This is a genomic window from Heliomarina baculiformis (assembly GCF_019966545.1).
Taxonomy (GTDB): Bacteria; Pseudomonadota; Alphaproteobacteria; order Rhodobacterales; family Rhodobacteraceae; genus Heliomarina; species Heliomarina baculiformis.
Genome location: NZ_JAIMIC010000003.1, coordinates 555,294 through 573,419 on the forward strand (window position 1 = coordinate 555,294; position 18,126 = coordinate 573,419).

Here is an 18,126-nt window from a genome sequence, read left to right on the forward strand (position 1 = left end):
TATGGGGCTTGAAGACGCTAAAAACCAGGTAGATCAGGCGTTTACTCGCGAAAGTTTGCGCGGAGGCAGCTTTGAAAACACCTTTGGTGGCGCGACATCGTTTCTGCGTCGTCGCTACACCAAGGATCTCACCGGCGTGGATATTGCTGTAACGGGGGTGCCGTTCGATCAGGCCGTCACGAACCGGCCCGGGACACGCCTTGGGCCGCGTGCCATCCGCGAGGCGAGCGCCCTGCAGGCTTTTGACCCACCGTATGGGTGGCCCTTCGACGTGATGGCGGATTTCGATATCATCGACTACGGAGATCTCGCGTTCGACTATGCGAATGTCCCTGCGTTTCCTGACCGGTTGACGGATCATATCCGAACCATCCTTGCGGCTAACGTGGCGCCGGTCACATTGGGGGGAGACCACTATATTTCCTTCCCGATCCTCAAGGCGATGGCCGAGAAACACGGCCCGATGTCGCTGGTGCACTTCGATGCGCATAGTGACACCTGGCAGGACGATGACATGTCGCGTGTCGATCACGGCACCATGTTCTACAAGGCGGTCAAAACCGGCATTGTCGATCCTTCGCGGTCGATACAGGTGGGGATCCGAACCTATAACGAGGACCCGTTGGGGGTGTGCACAATCGATGCACCATCTGTACACAAAATGGGTGCCGAAGCGGTCGTCGAACAAATCAAGTCAGTGGTCAAGGATCACCCGGTTTACCTGACGTTTGACATCGATGCCCTGGATCCGGCCTATGCTCCGGGGACGGGAACGCCGGTGTGGGGCGGGTTGACCAGTGCGCAGGCGGCAGCGATGTTGCGCGGATTGGCAGGCATCAACATTGTTGGTGGCGATGTGGTAGAGGTCTCGCCGCCCTTTGACACGACAGGGGCCACAGCCATCGCCGGCGCACATGTGGCTGTCGAACTACTCTCACTTCTGGGATGGAATATGCGGAAATGACCGAATTTAACCAACCGCTCAGCGGAAATGATCTCGCCCGGTTCTCGGGGCCGAACACGTTCATGAGACTGCCGCAGGCTGGCGGGCTGAGCGGGCTTGACGTCGCCCTGCTGGGCATTCCGATGGATATCGGAACCTCCTGGCGTTCGGGCACCCGTTTCGGGCCGAAACAGATTCGCGCGGAAAGCGCCATGATCCGTCCCTACAACATGGCGACCGGCGCGGCGCCGTTTGAGCATCTGCAGATTGCAGACATTGGCGATCTGGCCATCAATACGTTCTCTCTTTCAGATACTATTCGCATTATTACAGAGACTTACGATTCGATGCTCTCTAATGACCTTATCCCGGTTGCGATGGGCGGCGATCACACGATGACCCTTCCGATCTTGCGTTCCATCGCTAAGAAACACGGTCCTGTCGCGCTGGTGCATGTGGATGCCCATGCGGATGTGAATGACGAGATGTTCGGCGAAAAAGAGGCCCATGGCACGGTGTTTCGTCGCGCCTATGAGGAAGGTCTGCTTCAAGCGGACAAAGTATACCAGATCGGCCTGCGCGGTACGGGCTATGCCGCGACCGATTTCACCGAAGCGCAGGGGTGGGGCTTTCAGATCTTTCAGGCGCATGAGCTTTGGGGACGGTCGCTTGATCAGTTAGGAGCCGAGATCCGCCGGGATATCGGCGATCGGCCTGTCTACATCACCTATGATATCGACAGCCTTGATCCGGCATACGCGCCGGGCACCGGGACGCCGGAGATCGGTGGCCTCACCACGCCGCAGGCGCTTCAGCTGATCCGGGCACTGCGCGGAGCGTCGATTGTCGGTTGTGATCTTGTCGAGGTTTCGCCACCCTATGATACGTCGGGTAACACGGCGCTTACAGCAGCGAACCTGATCTACGAGATGCTTTGCATCCTGCCGGGCGTTGCCGCGAGCTGAATGCTTTCATTGTCGGTGCGGGAACCGGGCGTTACGCCGCACTGACAACTACCTTCAAACGCTGCATGCTGGCTCAAGGGACAGAAGCGGCTGGACGTAATGGTTAAGATCTTGACAGGCTTGTGGATTCTGCTTTGCGTGGTTGTGGTTGCCGACGGTTATGTCCGCTTGGCGCCAAGTGACCCCAAGGTATGGCACAAGCCTCTCAAGTTTATTGAAAACAAGGAATTGGCGGGTGGCGTTGAACGCGTGATCGAAGGTTCGCCAGCCGATCTGGCGCGGCTCGACAGTATCATACGGCAAACGCCCAGAACAAAGGTTCTGGCTGGAAGTGTTGATGATGCGCATCTTACCTATGTAACCCGCAGTGCTGTTTTCGGCTTTCCGGATTACACGACCGTGGAGTTGACGGATGGGCAGATCAGGATTTTTGGACGCTTGCGTTTCGGACGGTCAGACCTTGGCGTGAACCGAAATCGTGTCGATGGCTGGCTGAGTGCTTTGCAGACGCGATGAAACGCAGCCCTCGGTGATCTCACGCCACATAGGCACATTCAGAGACATCTGGCATTGGGCCATGAACATGCGACCGTCCACATGCAGGCAGATGGTTTCGCCCAGTTCGATGCGATTGCCGCCGGTGTCGGTGCAGTAGCAATCCTGAACCTTTCCGCCGGGGCCGATCACATCGGCTGAAAGGGGCGTTGCCGCGAGCATGCAGATGAGAAATATACGTTTCATGTGGCCGAAGTTACCATAACCTTGGCCTTGACCAAACAGAATTGATATCGGACACCCCGCCAATGGTCCCAGAAGATCGCCTCATCCAGATTGACCAGCGTTTCCAGTATCTGGAGGCGGCGATGTCCGATGGAAGAGGTGATATCGCGAAACTGGCCAAGGAGTATTCATCGCTTAAACCGGTGGTCGAACAGATCTCCCATTGGCGACAGATCCGCGACGGGATCGAGGACGCGAAGGCGATGCTAAGCGACCCAGACATGAAGGATCTGGCCGAAGAAGAGCTGGGCGATTTGCAGGAAAAATTGCCCGAGGTGGAGCACGCCCTGCAACTTGCCCTCTTACCGCGTGACGAAGCCGACGTACGTCCTGCGATGCTTGAAATCCGTCCTGGTACCGGCGGTGACGAAGCGGCGCTTTTCGCCGGTGATCTGCTGCGCATGTACCAGCGCTATGCCGAGGAACGTGGCTGGAACTTTGACATCATCGAACAGCAGCTGACCGAGCTTGGCGGTATCAAGGAGGTGGTTGCGCATATCAAGGGCGAAAACGTATTCGCGCGTCTCAAGTATGAAAGCGGTGTTCACCGGGTTCAGCGGGTTCCGACAACCGAAAGCGGCGGTCGCATCCATACCTCCGCTGCGACGGTAGCGGTTCTGCCCGAGGCCGAAGACGTCGATATCGTAATAGATCCCAATGATATACGGATCGACACGATGCGATCTTCAGGGGCGGGCGGGCAGCACGTCAACACCACGGATTCGGCAGTGCGTATCACCCACATACCGAGCGGAATCGTTGTGACCAGCTCGGAAAAATCACAGCACCGTAACCGCGAAATTGCCATGCAGGTCCTCAAGACGCGCCTTTTTGATATGGAACGTCAGCGGGTGGACAGTGAGCGTTCTGCCAGCCGCGCGGCACAGGTCGGCAGCGGTGACAGATCCGAACGCATCCGAACCTACAATTTTCCGCAGGGGCGGATGACCGATCACCGGATCGGCCTGACACTTTACAAGCTCGACCAGATCATGGCGGGCGATCTTGACGATATCGTCGATGCCCTGACGGCCGATGATCAGGCGCGTCTCCTTGCCGAGATGGGCGCATGACTGCCGGTGAGGCGATGGCAAATGCCGCGGCCCGGTTGCGGGCGGCCGGCATTCCCGATCCGGCGCGTGATGCGCGAATCCTTCTCGCGCATGCAGCCCGGGTCGAGGCGAGCCGTGTGACGCTGATCGCACCGGAAGATCTTGCCCCTGAAATCGAGGAGCGATTCGAACAACTGATAGCGTTACGCTCAATCCGCGTGCCGGTATCGCAACTGATTGGTGAGAGAGCCTTTTATGGGCGCCGTTTCAAGGTGAGCCGTGACGTGCTGGATCCGCGCCCCGAAACCGAGACCCTCATCGAAGCGGCCCTGTCCGAACCGTTTCGAAATCTCCTTGATCTTGGGGTCGGTTCCGGTTGTATCCTCGTAACCCTGCTTGCCGAACAACCGCATGCCCAAGGGGTGGGGATCGATATATCCGAGGCTGCCTGCCTGCAGGCCAGCGCCAACGCAGTGTTGCACCGGGTCGCGCATCGGGCGCAGATTCTGAAATCAGACTGGTTTCAATCGGTTAACGGACAGTTCGATCTTATCGTATCAAATCCGCCCTATATTGCGCTCGACGAGTGGGACGGGCTTGACGCGGGGGTGCGCGAGCACGAGCCCGAAATGGCACTGACCGATGGGGGCGACGGTCTGGGGGCTTATCGTGAGATTGCGCGAGGCGTCGGTCAGCACCTGATGCCGCGGGGGCGCGTCCTGCTTGAAATCGGCCCGACGCAGGGCGCCGCCGTATCGGAGATGCTCGGGCAGGCGGGGCTGAATGAGATCTCCGTGATCCAGGATCTGGATGGGCGCGATCGCGTCGTTTCTGCCCGTCGCACCTGAATTTACTTGGGAATTCCCCCTTGGCAGCAGCAATTCGCCGTCAAAAAAGGAACAATTCTAACGAAAAATGCGTACAAGGACTTGTCTGGCGGCCCAGAACGTGTTTTTTCATTCTTGTTGCTTCGGTAGATGCTATGGCGGCTCCCATGCAACGCAAGCCCAAAAAGTCGATGATCCGGCGTATTACAGAACGCAAGAGGCGTGAAACGGATCATACGTCAAAGCAGACAAGGCTGACAAAAAGTACATGAGATCTTCTAAATCACGTTCGCGTTCCAAATCGAACCGCAACCGAGGGTCATCCAACGGCGGCGGCAATGTGGTCAATCGGGTATTCGACAGCTCGGGGCCCGAAGGCAAGGTGCGTGGTACGCCGCAGCAGATTATTGACAAGTACAACCAGCTCGCCCGTGACGCGCAGCTGGGTAACGACCGCGTTGCAACCGAGAATTTCCAGCAGCATGCGGAGCACTACCTGCGCCTGCTGAGCTCGGCCCAGAAGGAAATGGACCAGCGCCGCGAAGAGCAGGAACGCCAGAACCGCGAACGTCAGGCCGAACGGGACCGCGAACGTCAGGATCGTGGCGATCAGGACGGGCAAAAGCAGGCACCGGCACAGAACCACGGGCAGCAGGGGAACCAAACTCGCTCTGATGACCTGTCTCAGACGCCGCAGCCCGATGTTCTCGAAACTGCGGAAACGGCGGACTCCGACGAAGACAGCGGATTGGTCGAAACGCCCGAAAGCAAACCCAAGAAACCGGCGCGCAAGCCGCGTGCACGCAAACCTGCGGCTGACGCGGATACCCCTGCAGCAGAGGGCGAAGCCGAGGCTCCTGCACCGCGCAAGCCCCGTACGCGCAGCGCCAAATCCAAAGAGGCGCCTGCTTCTGACAAAGGCCTGGAAGACGCGCCCAAGGACGGCAACGCGCCCGAAGCGGCTGAATAAGCCGCTCAGTCCCTGCTGTTTTTCTCTATTTCGCGGGCGAGAGCACAGAAACCTTCCAAGGAAATCTGCTCCGCCCGGTCGGTCGGGTTCAACCCGGCCGCGCGCAGCATGTTCTCGATATGAGGCGAGAGTCCTTTGAGCGAGGCGCGCAGCATCTTGCGCCTTTGATTGAAGGCCTGCGCCACGACGCGGGACAGTACCGCAGCATCCGCCGGAAAGCGCGGTTCGGGCAGTGCCGTCAGATGGACGACGGCACTGGCGACTTTTGGCGGCGGCGTAAAGGCACCGGGAGGCAGCGACATGGCGATACGTGCCTCTGCCCGCCATTGCGCAAGAATGGCAAGTCGGCCATAGGCCTTGCCGCCGGGCTGTGCCACGATCCTCTCGGCAACCTCGCGCTGGAACATCAGCGTCAGGCTTTCCCAGAAGGGCGGCCATTCTTTTGGTGTAAGCCAGCGCACCAACAGCTCAGTCCCGATATTGTACGGAAGATTTGCCGCAATTCGGATTGGCGGTGTCAAATGCACCAATGGGTCGATTTCAAGCGCGTCGCCCTCGATGACCTGGAGCTTGCCCGGATAAGCCTTTGCGATCTGAGCGAGCGCAGGAATGCAACGACTGTCCTTCTCAACCGCAAGAACTCGCCGCGCGCCTTCGGACAGAAGTCCACGTGTCAGCCCTCCGGGGCCGGGCCCGATCTCAAGCACATCGCATCGGGATAGATCCCCTGCCTGCCGGGCGATTTTCGCAGTCAGGTTCAGATCCAGCAGGAAATTCTGGCCGAGCGACTTTCGGGCCGACAATTGATGCTCGGCAATAACAGACCGCAGAGGCGGGAGTTCGTCGATCGCGCTCATCTGCTCGCCCCTTCTTTGGGTTCTAAAATATCCCCGCCGGAGGCATCCGGCAGTGGCGAAGGGTTCCGGCCTTCGTTGACATGCCTCATGGGGTCGCCATCCGCCGGGCAAGCTTCAGCGCTTCGATCAGGCTGGAGGGATTCGCCAGCCCCTTTCCTGCGATATCGAAAGCCGTGCCGTGATCCGGGGAGGTGCGCACAAAGGGAAGGCCCAGCGTTACATTCACCCCCATGTCGAAATCAAGCGTCTTGATCGGGATAAGCGCCTGATCGTGATACATGGCGATCACCGCGTCATAGCGAGTGCGGGCGGCTGCGTGAAAAAGCGTGTCCGCAGGATGCGGTCCGGTCAGCCCATAACCTTCCTCTGTCATCGTACGGATGAGGGGCACGATCCAGTCCAGTTCTTCCCGGCCCATTGCGCCGCCTTCGCCAGCATGCGGGTTCAGCCCTGCGATGGCAATTCTGGGATTGGAGAGGCCAAACCGGGATTTGAGCCCTTCATGAGTGATCTCGATCGTGCGGCGCAGTCCGGTTGGTGAGAGAGCTTTGGGAACGTCGGACAAGGCGATGTGAATCGTTGCAGGAACCACGCGCAACTGGTCGCTGGCAAGCATCATGACAACCTCGTCGACGCCAGCCAGTGCGGCGAGAAATTCGGTATGACCGGGATATGCAAATCCCGCGCCGTCAATCAGCGCTTTCTTGTGGATGGGGGCAGTGCAAAGCGCCGATGCGTCTCCGGACCGGACCAGGTCGACCCCGCGCTCGATGGCGCTCATCACCCCAGAGGCGTTGGCGGGATTCGGAATGCCCGGTACCGTTTCATCCGCGAAGGGATGATCGAGAACAGGCAGGGCAGAGGCCGCAACCAATCGCGCTTGCGAAGGGTTTCCGATGATCTCGAAGGTGGTGTTTTCCGGCAAATGGCGCGGGTCGCCGATCCAGAAGAACGGACAGTCCTCCCGAAGCACATGCCAAGCTTTTGCCGCGAGTTCCGGGCCGATACCCGCAGGTTCACCACAGCTCAGCGCGATCGGCGCGTCGGTCATTTCTCGACGATCAGTGCATCCGCGCGTCGCTGAGCCAGGGCGCTGTCTGCATAGGATTGCAGTCGTTGCTGCGTCAGAAAATTGCCGATGTCATCGCGGGTTGCGTCTTTGTTCACGGCGGCGGTACGTCCGCAGAGCATCAGAACCACAAGTGTCTGTCCGTTCGAACGTGTCAGCGCGGTCGAGGTTTCGTTTTGGTCCAGCTTCGCCAGTTCAAGAGCGATGTCTCGGGGAATCGCACCCGGCGCCTGGCTCTGACGCTGGAATACGCCCGGCGTTTCGATGCCGGGAAGACCGTAGAAGTCGTCGCAACGGTCGACCTGTGCCAGAACCGAAGCTGCGGCTGCCTGTGCCTCGGCCGAGCGTCCGCCGGGAACCATGTAGGTGGCGTAATCGATGCTCGAATAACTTGGCGTGCCGCCCGTTATCTCCTGAATTCCGCGCATCTGGAATATGGCCACGGCGTTCGGAAGCGGAATGGGTTGCGTGGTCTCGCCAGGGTTGAGTTCCATGATGACGGGGCGAAGCTGCTCTGGCAGATTGTTGATGGGCAGCCAGTCGAGCCGACCGCCGGAATTGCGGGTTTCCGACGCGGAATATTGGCTGGCGGCCTGCGAAAACGCATCGTAGCTGTTCAGCCCCGCGATTTCATTCGCCAGCTGTTCGACCTGCGGCAGGTTATCGGGGGTGAAGGGGATGATGACTTCAGAAAGCAGAACGCTGACGCTGCCTGATGAGGGATTATTGGCGAGAGCGCGATCTATCTCGGCCTGGCTCGGGCGGGCCTGCTCGCCATAGCGGCCACGGATATATTCCCGCCAACCCAGATTGATTCGTACGAATTCGCGCAGGGTTTCCGGCTCGACCCCGCCCTGTGCGAGGGTGCCGAGGAATTCCTGCGTGGTCATCTGCGTGCGGGCGGCGAAGTCGCTCATTCCCTGTTCGAGCTGTTCCGGCGTGACGACCACATCGAACTCTTCAAGGATCTGTGCGCGCAGGCGGTCTTCGATCAGGGCCTCGCGGGCTTCTTCCTCGGGATTGCCGGGTGCGCGGAGCAATGCCATGAACCGGGCGCGCTGGCCCAGTTCGTAATTGGTGATGACATCGTCATTCACGATGATTGCCGGGGCAAAAAGGTTCTGCGCTGTACCGGCGACTGGTGCCGAGACCAGTGCCAGCGATGCCAGCGCGCATTTCATCCATCTGGACAAACCCCGTCCGACCGAAAATCCGAAATTCAACTGCATGACCGCCTGTACTTCTCTTTTTCACCTTGGACGGAGAACCCGTTCAACTCGATGGTAAACCCGAAATCTGTCGTGGGCTCAATACTTGTCGAGGATGTATAGCGCCGGTTAACCGCCAAATCGACCGTAACACATTCGTTACGGTAGACGAATCCAAGCCCCGCCCGTGTTGCCCGTGCATCCGAGATATCATAACGGAGATTGGCATTCGCAGTCCATCCCGTCCCGATTTCGTAACCGCCACTCAGCCAGACTTCGGAGAGGGCGTCGGTGCGGTTCTCCTGGGCATCTTCGTCCAGCCAAAGGTATGTACCACTGAGCTGGGCCGTCTCTCCGAGCCAGTCGCCGCGCAATTCGGCCTTGGTGACGCCAAAAGATTCGTTCAGCAGGGTGCGCGCGCTTACGGCCAATTTGTTACCCATCTTGAGCTGACCGGCGAGCAGCAGATCGGAACTGGTGCCGGTCAGGCCGGAAGACTGCGTGAAATCGGGTTGCGCCTCTTCGCGGATTACCTGCCCGAAAGTCGCATAGGTTTCCCATCCGCCGCGCGCATAATTTGACCAGTTGAACCCGTAGGCGATGGCAAGCCCGTCTTCGCGCCGGTCGAGCCCGGGAAAGCGGGAGAGTTCAAGCAGGTTGCCTTGATCGAATTCGGCGTAGGTGCTTTCTTCGTTCGGTACCGTGGGCCCGATCACGTTGCTCCAGCCGATCTGAACGAGGGGTTCAAGAAATTGGTTCCCGCCATTGGCGGTGCCACGGGTCATCGGCAGGGACAGCTTGAGCGCCGAATGTGGAGTCACCCGGTCGATCCGGTTGTCAAAGGTGCTGTCCTGAATGACTTCGTAGGCGTCGCCGGCAAGACCAATTTCCCAATCCGCCCGCACCCCGCCGCGCAGAATCCAGCTGCGCTGCCAGCTCATGTCGACGGTGGCGCGGTTCATGTCCCGGCCGAATACATCATCATTAGATGTTCGGTGCAGGCCGGTGACGTCAAAGCCGACCCGCAGTTCACCGCCGATCGCGTCCGGAAAAAAGCGTCTTTCGAGTCCCGCCTTCAGCACGATAGTGGGCAATAGCGATTCATCGTCGGTATCGCGCAAAGAGTCATAGTTTATGAGGCGCGCCCGAAAGGCACTGCGGACCTTGTAGCGGCTGACGGAGATTTCGCTTTGAAGCCGGTCAAGATCGGGCAGCCCGTAATCGACGAGATAGGCATTGTCTGAGGTCGTCTGGATCTGGAAGTCGAGGTCATAACCGCGGGGCAGATCGAAATGCCCGTTGCCAAAGAGGTATCCGCGCGAGGTGCCGACGATCAGGTCATCCTTTGTATAGGCGCCTTCCAGTTCTATCCGGCCATTTCGGAAAGCCTGTCGATAGCGATACCCCAGCGTGCGGGTACTGGAGGAAACATACGGGGCGAGCGTCAGGTCCGCGTGGTCGCCCAGCATGAAAAAGTAGGGAACGCGGACTCCTGTACCAAGAGTGGATGTCGTGCGCACGGAAGGGATCAGGAATCCGTTCGCGCGTTCAAGACTGGGGTCGGGGAGCCGCATGCCCGGCAAGTAGAAGATCGGCACGTCGTAGACGAGGAACTGCGCCTCTTCGAAGTAAAGTTGCTGTTCCTGCTGGTCGTGCGTGATTTTGCGCGCGCGGATCTGCCAGAGCGGCGGTCGGCCGTCGCCGCAAACCTCGCAAGAGGTAACGGCCGTTTTGTAAAGCTGGGTGTAGCGCCCGTTGACGCGGGCCATTTGCAGCGAGGCCATCTGGACCTGCTGGTTCAGAACCATGCGGGCACCGGTCAGAAGACCGTTTTGCAGACCTCTGTCGAGTTCGGCAAAATCAGCGAAAACGGTGATCTCGCCGCCCTGGTCAATGCGGATCGGGCCCTCGACCGTCAGCGTCTCGCTATCCTGATCGAAGGTGATGCGTTTCGCGCGCATGCGGATATTGTCTTGAAATGCCTCGACATTGCCTTCAGCGACCAGCGTGCGGTCGGGCGTGACGTAGACATCGTCGGCGACCAGCACCGCAGGCGGCCGGGCCGCCGTCTGCTGGGCCTGGACGGCCGGCACCGCGGCGGAGGATACCAGAGCGAAAGAGAGGAGCGCGGCGCGCAAGTAGGGCAGGCTCATCCGTCCTCCACGTGAAGCAAGAGGCCGAGTGTCAAGAGGATCGAGGCAATCGGCGGGCCCCAAGCCGCGAGCAGAACCGGGATCTGGCCGTTCTCTCCGAGGATCTGCGCAAAGTTACGAATGAAATAGAGCGCGAAACCGAGAAGGACCGCTGAGATTACGGCGATCCCGGTGCCGCCGAAACGGGCGTGGCGCATGGTAAAGGACGCGCCGACCAGAACCATCGCCATGAGAAACAGGGGGCGGGCCAGTTCGACCTGGTACCAGACCTCGTGCCGCTTGGTCGAAAACCCTGCCAGTCGCAACGCGCGGATCGTGTCCGGCAGGTCATAGATCGAAATGCCGGCGGGTCTTCCAAGGCTTTCGCGCACGCGGTCCTGCGTCAGGGTCGTGGGGACCTGCAGTTCCTCATGGTGAGTGGCTGTGCTCTCCGGATTTTGGCCAGATCGAAGCTCCCACACCTTGGCATCGGACAACAGCCATTCGTTGGGTTCGAGCCGTGCGCTCCTGGCGTCGATGCGCCGCACTGGACCGCCTTCGGGGGCATAAGACAGGAAGGTCACGTCAAACAGGATGACTTCGTTCACGCCGCCGTAGCCGGTGGCATGGATAACAGATTGCCCTTGAGTGCTGCCCTGCCGAAGCCAGAGCCCTTCACCGCTGATCGACAGGGTGGAAGGGCCGCCGGAGCGGTAATTGTCGGAAAGCTGCTGCGCCCTGTTCGATGTGGCCGCAGCGATCGGGTTCAGCGTGCTGACCGCCAGCACACCGATTATGAAAGCGACGGTGGCTGGTGCGGCGAGGGCGCGGATGCCTGACCGGCCCGTCGCACGGGTGACAACAAGTTCGCTGCTGCGCGCGAGACCGATGAAGAGCACGATGGTCGACATGATCATCAAGAGCGGCAGCACTTCCTTGATCGCAGTAGGCGCGTTCAGCATGGTAAGCGCGAGCATCTGTGCAAAGCTGATGTCGAGTCCTTCAAACCGGCGCAATTGCTCGATCAGATCGATGAGCATAATCAGCGTCAGGAAAACCCCACCGATCATCAGGAAACTCTGCAGGAAACGGCGCGCGAAATATCTGTCGAGTATCATGTGGCGCCCTCCAATGGAGGTGTTTGCCGACGGGGACGAAACCGCAGTGGTCGACCTGCGAACCGCAGGAACAGGGCCGATATGGCAATGCCCAGAAGGGTCGGCAGGTAGAGCAGCGGCCACCTAGAGGCGTTTTCAAGCACCGGGTCGGAAATCACACCGCGCATCGCTTCAAGAAGGATCAGCAGCAGGAAGGCGAACAGAGCCTGTCTCCAGACACCGAAACGCGAAAAGCTGCCCAGCATGAGCGTGGAATAGCCGATCAGTGCGACCGCGATACAGACGGTGGCACGGGAAAAGCGCAGGTGCAATTCCTCGGCAAGCTGACCGCGGGTGAAACCTTCGTTCTCGGAAATTTCGCTCGCCTGCGTCATCAGATCGGGAGTGGATATGGCACGGATGCTACGGGTTGTGCGGTCCTCGATCTTGATCAGCTTGCTGATGTCATACGTGAAATCGGCGAAAAGCGTGGTCGAAAGTTCTTGCGTTTCCGTGTTCAGACGCTGGGCCATACCATCGACCATGATCAGATCGGTCCGGCCCGCGTCGCGCACCAGAAAGGCACGTGTACCGGTGTAGGTCGCGTTTACCGTCGGATCGCGGCGGTCAGAGAGAAATACATCGTTGAGCGTACCATCCGGGTCGATCTGGCGGATGTAAAAGGTCACACCGGGCGATGGATGCAGGAAACTGCCCTCGGTCAGCAGCCGGGCGGTCAGGTTGCGCGCGATTTCGACCTCTCTCTGGGCGAGCTGCTTGATGGAGGCAGGAAGAAGTACGTGGGTCAGCACACTCATCATCAGCATCGCGATCAGGCCGAAAACCAGTGCGGGGCGGGCCAGCCGCCAGGGGCCGGTGCCGGTGGCCTGCATCACTGTCAATTCGCTTTCCGAATTCAGCCGGTTGGTGACATAGACGGTGGCTGCGAATGCTGCCATGGGCAGAACCATGCGGATCAGGTTGGGCAGGGTAAGTGCAGAGAATTCGAAGAAAACCATCGCTGACTGGCCGTCGCCGATCAATCGGTCGAACAGGACAACAGCCCGGTTGATCCAGAAGACAGCGACAAGGATCAGGGCAAAGAATCCAAAGAACAGAAGGTATTGGGAAAGGACATATCTGTCGTAACGTGACACGATTATCCTCTCTGCTCCTGTACCGACTGCTTTGGTTTTACGCGATCTTAGTGGAAATGCAGATCGGGGAAAACTGCTATCTGGTCAAGGCCTGACTGGCGCGCTAGGTCTTGATGAGCAGAAAACTGGAGCTGAGAATGAGCATGCCGACCCCAATCAAATTCCTGGAAACCGATCTTGACGCGATGGCTGAGGCGAATGGCCGTCTGGTGGTCATGGTGACACCGGATGGCAAGCTCGATCAGGCGGCGCGTCGGGCCAATCGGTTGTCCAAGGGGGCGGTCGCGCGTTTCGTCGAGAGTGAGGGGTTCGACAAGGTCAAATCCGGGCAGGTCGTATCGCTTGGCTGGCCCGCAGGAATGGCGGCCGAAGCGTTGGATATCCTGATCATCGAGCGTAACGCGGGAGCGGTCGAAATCCGCAAGGCTGGGGCCAAGCTTGCGAAGCTAAAAGGCGACAAGCCGCTCAACGTCATGGCGGGCAACCTAAAGGGCGCCGCTGAACTGGCGCTCGGGATCGCGCTTCGTGATTACAGCTTCAATACTCACAAGACGTCGGAGAAGGCTGACGCGGCGATCGGAGAAGTGACGATCTACCATAATGTGCCCGAAGATATTCAGGCTGCCGCCAAGCCCCTGCTGGCGGTTGCGGAAGGCGCGCATTTCACCCGTGATCTGGTCAATGAACCGGCTAATGTGCTGACCACGACCGAATTCGCGAACCGGTTGGAAGAAATGAAGTCGCTGGGGCTCAAGATCGAGGTTCTGGAGGAGAAGGATCTCGAGAAGCTCGGGATGCGGACATTGCTGAGCGTCGGGCAGGGGTCGGACAGCCCCTCCAAGGTCGTCGTTATGGAGTGGAATGGCGGTGAAAAGGGGGCGGCGCCGCTCGCGCTGGTCGGGAAGGGTGTCGTGTTCGACACCGGTGGCATTTCGCTGAAGCCTGCGGGCGGCATGGAAGATATGACGATGGATATGGGCGGCGCTGGCGTCGTTTCCGGCGTCATGCGGGCGTTGGCGCTGCGCGGGGCCAAGGCGAACGTGGTTGGTCTGGTCGGGCTTGTGGAAAATATGCCCTCCGGCAACGCGACACGTCCGGGCGATGTGGTGAAATCCATGAAGGGCGATACCGTCGAAATCATCAATACCGATGCGGAAGGGCGGCTCGTCCTTTGTGATGTGATGTGGTACGCGCAGGATCGGTTCAAGCCGGCTGGTATGATCGATCTGGCCACGCTGACCGGCGCGATCATCGTTGGTCTCGGCCACGATAATGCCGGGGTGTTCTCGAATGACGATCGGCTTTGCAATGCCTTCCTGAAAGCAGCCGAAGCCGAAGGCGAGGGCGCGTGGCGGATGCCGCTGGGACAGGGCTATGACGACCTTTTGAAATCGCGGATTGCCGATATGAAAAACGTCGGCGGCAGGCCGGGTGGTTCGATCACTGCGGCTCAGTTTCTCAAGCGGTTCGTCAAGGATGAAACTCCTTGGATTCATTTGGACATTGCCGGGGTTGCCTCGCTTAAGTCCGAATCCGATTACGCGCCCAAGGGTGCGACGGGCTGGGGGGTTGCCGCGCTGAACCGTCTAGTTTCGGATATGTTCGAAAGCTGATCGATGGGCGCTGCCTATTTCTATCACCTGACCCGTGCGCCGCTTGAGCACACGCTGCCTGTGTTGCTTGGCAAGGCGCGCGGGGCAGGGTGGCGTGTTGCGGTGCGCGGGGTGGAAGCGGCGCGTATGGCCTATCTGGATGACCGCCTTTGGCATGGGCCCGAGACCGATTTCATGGCGCACGGTCTGGCTGGGGGTGCCCACGATGCAGAGCAGCCGATCCTTTTGACGACATCGGAACTGGGCAATGATCCGGCATGTCTGATGGCGGTGGACGGCGCCCCGGTTTCGCCGGACGAGGTGCGAAAGATGGAACGGGTCTGCATCCTGTTCGACGGAAACGATCCCGAAGCGGTGCAGGTGGCGCGGGGCCAGTGGAAACACCTCACCTCGGAAGGGTGCAGCGCGCAATACTGGTCCGAGGCCGCCGGTCACTGGGAAAAAAAGGCAGAGTCGAATTGATCCTTTGTCTCGGTAATTTACCGCGTCAGGATCATCTCACCGCCTGAGATTTCGATCTTTTGAAACCTGTGCAGGTAGGTCATGCCAAGCAGGGATGTCTCCATCTCGCCATCGTTGATCGAGGCGCTGATGTTGCTGTCAATGAACGGCCCAATCGCAACTGTTTCGATCGTGACCGGTGCAACGCGAACCACCCCGTTTGCCGTTTGAGCGCGACGGTAAAAGGGCGCGTTTTCGATATCGATGCCGGCTGTTTCCGCGTCCTGCCGTGTCAGAACCATGTCACTTGCGCCTGTATCTACAACGAACCGGACCGGTTCGCCATTGACTTCGAGCGTCAGGTAATAATGGCCGTCCGGCGCGCGCGGGGAAGTGATTTCGCCAGTTTGGCTGCTGACGTTCTGACGGAATGTCCCGCTGCGTTCGATATCTTTCCAGAGGCCGAATCCCGCGACCACACCAACAAAGAGCAGCGCCCAGACAACGACTTGCTGAAGGATACGGTTCAGCGACTGACGGCTGCCCCGGAACATCCAGAAAAGGATCACGGCGCCCAAAAGGCTCAGGAAAACTAGCCTTGCTATCTGGTCGGGGGTCACAGCTCACCTGCTCAAGTTCAGTTCAGACAGATATAGGTCGGAGCAAAAGCGTTTCTAGGCGGCGAAGCCAAAGGCGCGCAGCCCGTCGAGCACGAATTGCACCGACAGCGCGGCAAGCAACATACCAAGAAGCCGCGTCACCACGGTAATGCCGACGCGGCCAAGTGCGCGTTCGAGAAGGCCGCTGACGAGAAAAAGAAGGAACGCGATGAAAATCACGCAGATCGTTACAGCGATTGCAAGCAAGGGCCCTTCAATACCTTCACGCTGGCCCGCCAGCAGGATGATCGAAGCGATGGCACCTGGGCCGCTGATGAGGGGGATGGCGAGGGGGAAGACAGAGGGATCTTCGAGGTCTTCATCGGTCTTATCCTCACGGCGTCTTGTCCGCCGTTCGAACAGCATGTCGAGCGCCGTCAGAAATAGTAGCACACCACCGGCGACGCGGAAGGCTGGCATGGAAATGCCGATGAAGCCGAGGAGCTGCTCTCCAATCAGTGCGAAAAGGGAAAGGATTACGGCTGCAATGACACAGGCCCGTATCCCGATGGAACGACGCGCACGATCGCTCATCCCCTGCGTCAGAGCGACGAAAAGGGGTGCGAGGCCAAGGGGGTCGATCACCACGAACATCGTGACGAAGGCCGTGATCAAAAACGCGGTATCCAAGAAAGCTTGCCGTGCCAGATGAAGAGACAGTTGGCGGGAACCTAGATTCCCAGGCAATCATTGTCGAGGTTCAAGGCAAATCAGGCGTGATCGGGCTTGGGACGAGGGATCAGCGGGAACAGCATGGTTGCGACAGTTCCACTTCCTACGGTGCTTTGCAGGTCAAGACCGCCACCGCATTGCCGACAGAAACCGGACGCGACCGAAAGCCCAAGCCCGTCCCCCTTGCCCACGGGTTTGGTGGTAAAGAAAGGCTCGGTCGCCTGACGCAGCACCTCTTCGGACATGCCCTTACCATCGTCCGCGATGCTGACCGCGACATAGTTTCCGTCCGCCAGTGTTTCGCTGCCGCCAAAGCCTGTGACCTCTTTGCCGATCAGGTGCACGACATGAGTGGCGATTGCGACGACGCCACCTTGGGGCATGGCGTCGCAGGCATTGTTGAACAGATTGACAAAGCATTGATTGAAATGCGCTTCGTCAATGCGGACATGGGCACCGGGAGATTCCAGATCGGTTTCGAGAATGACGTTGGAGACCCGGAGAATGTAAAGTGTCGTCAGAAACGACCCCACCAATTTGTCGATTTCCACGAGATGCGCATCGAGCCGCGATTTACGGCCATAGGCCAATAATTGTCGAGTGACGTGGACAGCGTGGTTCGACGCGTTAATCGCTTGTTTCAATTCACTGCGTTGTCGCGAATCCAGGTCGGACGTCTCGATCAATTCGAGGTTTCCAAGAATGACGGTCATCGTATTATTGAAATCATGTGCTACGCCGCCGACAAGCTGGCTTAACGCCGTCATTTTCTGTGCGTGGGCAACTGCGCTATCGGTGACGACTTTCTTGCGTTCGCTGGCCAATACCTTTCTCTCAGCAGCGGCGGCCCGGTTTTCCAGCGCATTGACCCGATCGGCAAAATAGATGCTGGCCGCGCTGGTGAAGATGATCATGAAGAAAGCGAGCCCGGCCAGTTTCAGGTTGAGGGAAATGCTGGAAATAAGCCCAATGGCAAGTGCTGCCCCACTAAAGACCAAGGGCACGATTACAAGTATCGGAAGAATTCGGCGTAGCATGACGCTGCCGTTTTCGGATGATAGCAGGATTCGTAGCCATCCGAATTTCTTGAACTTCAGCAGATGCGCAAACATCAAAAGCTCGAAGCTGATGGCGGTATGGATCGCCATGCTTGTGAAATTCTCATCTGAAAACAGCAGGGTTGCGTTGAACAGATAGCCCAGCAGGGGCAGGGCGCAGATGCAAATCCCGATGGATAGCAGCGAGAATTTCAAGCGCCGCACCCACTGTAGCTCGACCGTGGACAAAAGCAGGCAGGTGGCTACAGTGCCACAGCAAATTAGGGTAAATACCGACATTTCGTCGTCGGAGAGCATGTCCGAATGCAGCAGCGGCATCAGACGGGACTGTGCCATGAGAAGGTAGATCGCAGCGGCACAGATCAGCGAGTTTGCCCGTATAGCCTGACCGGCTGGGGAAAAGGAATTGCCGAAGACGCCTATCGCGCCGAACAGAACCGCAAGGGCAGTCTCGGGAACCATGGCGGGGTATTCGGGAAGAACGCGGACCAGAAAACCCACCCCCAGCCCCCAGCCGAGGAGGAGGTTCAGAAAGGCAATTGCACCTGCAATAACTGCAAGAGTCTTGGATAAATGAGTTGTGACCAGTGATTCCCAGGCAAATCGGTTCTTTAAGACTGTATTAA

General features: G+C 58.9%; 18 protein-coding genes. 8 read left to right on the forward strand and 10 right to left on the reverse strand.

Translation table 11 applies throughout. The features are described from left to right. Position 1: 1 nt before the first annotated feature. The 3 genes from speB (MF268_RS09745) (at position 2) to MF268_RS09755 (ending at position 2,424) form a co-directional block, all read left to right on the forward strand. On the forward strand, positions 2-964 hold the full coding sequence (gene speB, locus MF268_RS09745; RefSeq protein ID WP_238370664.1) for an agmatinase: 963 nt from the start codon (positions 2-4) through the stop codon (positions 962-964). Further along, entirely contained in the window at positions 961-1,908 is a 948-nt protein-coding gene (speB, locus tag MF268_RS09750; protein ID WP_238370665.1) for an agmatinase, read from the forward strand. Before speB (MF268_RS09745) ends, speB (MF268_RS09750) begins: the two co-directional genes overlap by 4 nt. Positions 1,909-2,007: 99 nt before the next feature. Next, a complete protein-coding gene (locus MF268_RS09755; protein ID WP_238370666.1) occupies positions 2,008-2,424 on the forward strand; it encodes a DUF1499 domain-containing protein in 417 nt (138 codons plus the stop codon). Here MF268_RS09755 and MF268_RS09760 read toward each other — a convergent pair. After that, positions 2,362-2,649 carry a hypothetical protein gene (locus MF268_RS09760; RefSeq protein WP_238370667.1) on the reverse strand — a complete coding sequence of 96 codons (288 nt, stop codon included), beginning with the start codon at positions 2,647-2,649 and terminating at the stop codon, positions 2,362-2,364. The two genes, MF268_RS09755 and MF268_RS09760, sit on opposite strands and share 63 nt — an antisense overlap. A gap of 62 nt (positions 2,650-2,711) precedes the next feature. Here MF268_RS09760 and prfA point away from each other — a divergent pair, with 62 nt between their 5' ends. The 3 genes from prfA to MF268_RS09775 all read left to right on the forward strand — a co-directional run bounded on the left by prfA (position 2,712) and on the right by MF268_RS09775 (position 5,537). Beyond that, entirely contained in the window at positions 2,712-3,761 is a 1,050-nt protein-coding gene (gene prfA / locus MF268_RS09765) for a peptide chain release factor 1 (protein WP_238370668.1), read from the forward strand. After that, the gene (gene prmC, locus MF268_RS09770; protein WP_238370669.1) at positions 3,758-4,588 is read left to right on the forward strand and encodes a peptide chain release factor N(5)-glutamine methyltransferase; all 831 of its coding nucleotides are present in this window, start codon (positions 3,758-3,760) and stop codon (positions 4,586-4,588) included. Before prfA ends, prmC begins: the two co-directional genes overlap by 4 nt. A gap of 247 nt (positions 4,589-4,835) precedes the next feature. Beyond that, positions 4,836-5,537 carry a DUF4167 domain-containing protein gene (locus tag MF268_RS09775; RefSeq protein WP_238370670.1) on the forward strand — a complete coding sequence of 234 codons (702 nt, stop codon included), beginning with the start codon at positions 4,836-4,838 and terminating at the stop codon, positions 5,535-5,537. 5 nt (positions 5,538-5,542) lie between these two features. Here the strand turns inward: MF268_RS09775 and rsmA are convergent, their stop codons facing one another. The 6 genes from rsmA to lptF all read right to left on the reverse strand — a co-directional run bounded on the left by rsmA (position 5,543) and on the right by lptF (position 13,057). Continuing rightward, on the reverse strand, positions 5,543-6,394 hold the full coding sequence (gene rsmA, locus MF268_RS09780) for a 16S rRNA (adenine(1518)-N(6)/adenine(1519)-N(6))-dimethyltransferase RsmA (protein WP_238370671.1): 852 nt from the start codon (positions 6,392-6,394) through the stop codon (positions 5,543-5,545). Between the two features lie 85 nt (positions 6,395-6,479). Continuing rightward, a complete protein-coding gene (gene pdxA, locus MF268_RS09785; protein ID WP_238370672.1) occupies positions 6,480-7,445 on the reverse strand; it encodes a 4-hydroxythreonine-4-phosphate dehydrogenase PdxA in 966 nt (321 codons plus the stop codon). Continuing rightward, positions 7,442-8,692 (reverse strand): peptidylprolyl isomerase, encoded by a 1,251-nt coding sequence (locus tag MF268_RS09790; RefSeq protein ID WP_238370673.1) that lies wholly within the window; start codon positions 8,690-8,692, stop codon positions 7,442-7,444. The genes pdxA and MF268_RS09790 overlap by 4 nt, the downstream gene beginning before the upstream one ends. Continuing rightward, complete coding sequence (locus tag MF268_RS09795) at positions 8,683-10,824, reverse strand: LPS-assembly protein LptD (protein ID WP_238370674.1); 2,142 nt, start codon at positions 10,822-10,824, stop codon at positions 8,683-8,685. The genes MF268_RS09790 and MF268_RS09795 overlap by 10 nt, the downstream gene beginning before the upstream one ends. Next, the gene (lptG, locus tag MF268_RS09800; protein WP_238370675.1) at positions 10,821-11,921 is read right to left on the reverse strand and encodes an LPS export ABC transporter permease LptG; all 1,101 of its coding nucleotides are present in this window, start codon (positions 11,919-11,921) and stop codon (positions 10,821-10,823) included. Before lptG ends, MF268_RS09795 begins: the two co-directional genes overlap by 4 nt. After that, positions 11,918-13,057: an LPS export ABC transporter permease LptF gene (gene lptF / locus MF268_RS09805; protein ID WP_238370676.1), complete on the reverse strand. Its 1,140-nt coding sequence runs from the start codon at positions 13,055-13,057 to the stop codon at positions 11,918-11,920. The genes lptG and lptF overlap by 4 nt, the downstream gene beginning before the upstream one ends. Positions 13,058-13,194: 137 nt before the next feature. On the opposite strand from lptF, the gene MF268_RS09810 reads away from it, so the two are divergent. Then, positions 13,195-14,670, forward strand: coding sequence for a leucyl aminopeptidase (locus MF268_RS09810; RefSeq protein ID WP_238370677.1), 1,476 nt, complete (start codon positions 13,195-13,197; stop codon positions 14,668-14,670). A 3-nt stretch (positions 14,671-14,673) separates the two neighbouring features. After that, positions 14,674-15,132 carry a DNA polymerase III subunit chi gene (locus MF268_RS09815; RefSeq protein ID WP_238370678.1) on the forward strand — a complete coding sequence of 153 codons (459 nt, stop codon included), beginning with the start codon at positions 14,674-14,676 and terminating at the stop codon, positions 15,130-15,132. A gap of 17 nt (positions 15,133-15,149) precedes the next feature. Here MF268_RS09815 and MF268_RS09820 read toward each other — a convergent pair whose 3' ends face one another. The 3 genes from MF268_RS09820 to MF268_RS09830 all read right to left on the reverse strand — a co-directional run bounded on the left by MF268_RS09820 (position 15,150) and on the right by MF268_RS09830 (position 18,001). After that, a complete protein-coding gene (locus MF268_RS09820) occupies positions 15,150-15,731 on the reverse strand; it encodes a retropepsin-like aspartic protease family protein (protein WP_238370679.1) in 582 nt (193 codons plus the stop codon). 54 nt (positions 15,732-15,785) lie between these two features. Next, a complete protein-coding gene (locus MF268_RS09825) occupies positions 15,786-16,400 on the reverse strand; it encodes a MarC family protein (RefSeq protein WP_238370680.1) in 615 nt (204 codons plus the stop codon). Between the two features lie 80 nt (positions 16,401-16,480). Next, positions 16,481-18,001 (reverse strand): sensor histidine kinase, encoded by a 1,521-nt coding sequence (locus MF268_RS09830; protein ID WP_238370681.1) that lies wholly within the window; start codon positions 17,999-18,001, stop codon positions 16,481-16,483. Between the last annotated feature and the right edge of the window lie 125 nt (positions 18,002-18,126).

What these genes read in the sequence shown, in the direction of transcription:
- MF268_RS09790 (WP_238370673.1), bottom strand. Translation starts at nt 8,692, where the DNA reads ATGCAGTTGAATTTCGGATTTTCGGTCGGACGGGGTTTGTCCAGATGG.
- prfA (WP_238370668.1), top strand. Translation starts at nt 2,712, where the DNA reads ATGGTCCCAGAAGATCGCCTCATCCAGATTGACCAGCGTTTCCAGTAT.
- speB (WP_238370664.1), top strand. Translation starts at nt 2, where the DNA reads ATGGGGCTTGAAGACGCTAAAAACCAGGTAGATCAGGCGTTTACTCGC.
- MF268_RS09810 (WP_238370677.1), top strand. Translation starts at nt 13,195, where the DNA reads ATGAGCATGCCGACCCCAATCAAATTCCTGGAAACCGATCTTGACGCG.
- MF268_RS09755 (WP_238370666.1), top strand. Translation starts at nt 2,008, where the DNA reads ATGGTTAAGATCTTGACAGGCTTGTGGATTCTGCTTTGCGTGGTTGTG.
- pdxA (WP_238370672.1), bottom strand. Translation starts at nt 7,445, where the DNA reads ATGACCGACGCGCCGATCGCGCTGAGCTGTGGTGAACCTGCGGGTATC.
- MF268_RS09760 (WP_238370667.1), bottom strand. Translation starts at nt 2,649, where the DNA reads ATGAAACGTATATTTCTCATCTGCATGCTCGCGGCAACGCCCCTTTCA.
- rsmA (WP_238370671.1), bottom strand. Translation starts at nt 6,394, where the DNA reads ATGAGCGCGATCGACGAACTCCCGCCTCTGCGGTCTGTTATTGCCGAG.
- lptG (WP_238370675.1), bottom strand. Translation starts at nt 11,921, where the DNA reads ATGATACTCGACAGATATTTCGCGCGCCGTTTCCTGCAGAGTTTCCTG.
- speB (WP_238370665.1), top strand. Translation starts at nt 961, where the DNA reads ATGACCGAATTTAACCAACCGCTCAGCGGAAATGATCTCGCCCGGTTC.
- prmC (WP_238370669.1), top strand. Translation starts at nt 3,758, where the DNA reads ATGACTGCCGGTGAGGCGATGGCAAATGCCGCGGCCCGGTTGCGGGCG.
- MF268_RS09815 (WP_238370678.1), top strand. Translation starts at nt 14,674, where the DNA reads ATGGGCGCTGCCTATTTCTATCACCTGACCCGTGCGCCGCTTGAGCAC.
- MF268_RS09795 (WP_238370674.1), bottom strand. Translation starts at nt 10,824, where the DNA reads ATGAGCCTGCCCTACTTGCGCGCCGCGCTCCTCTCTTTCGCTCTGGTA.
- MF268_RS09775 (WP_238370670.1), top strand. Translation starts at nt 4,836, where the DNA reads ATGAGATCTTCTAAATCACGTTCGCGTTCCAAATCGAACCGCAACCGA.